The organism is Eubacterium sp. AF34-35BH, assembly GCF_003477765.1.
Taxonomy (GTDB): Bacteria; Bacillota; Clostridia; order Lachnospirales; family Lachnospiraceae; genus Eubacterium_G.
On record NZ_QUDZ01000001.1, the window covers coordinates 428,958 to 429,177 of the forward strand.

1 protein-coding gene is annotated in these 220 nt (G+C 36.4%); it reads left to right on the plus strand.

What is annotated here, in order from left to right; translation table 11 throughout:
- On the plus strand, positions 1–220 hold a 220-nt coding region (locus DWZ69_RS02005; protein ID WP_199640857.1), incomplete at both ends, for a hypothetical protein.

Consider the following 220-nt stretch of genomic DNA (forward strand, 5'->3'; position numbering starts at 1 on the left):
AGATGACAATTTGAATGAAAATATGGAAACTTCAAGAGGTATACAGAGAGAAATTTCCAGAGGTGTAAGAACTTACACTTCAAGAAGTGGAGATGTGGAAACTTCTAAAGGTGTACAGGCGGAAACTTTAAGAGGTGTAGAAACTTACACTTCAAGAAGTGCAGATATGGAAACTTCTAAAAGTGTACGACAGGTTACATCAAGAGGAGTAAAAAGTGAA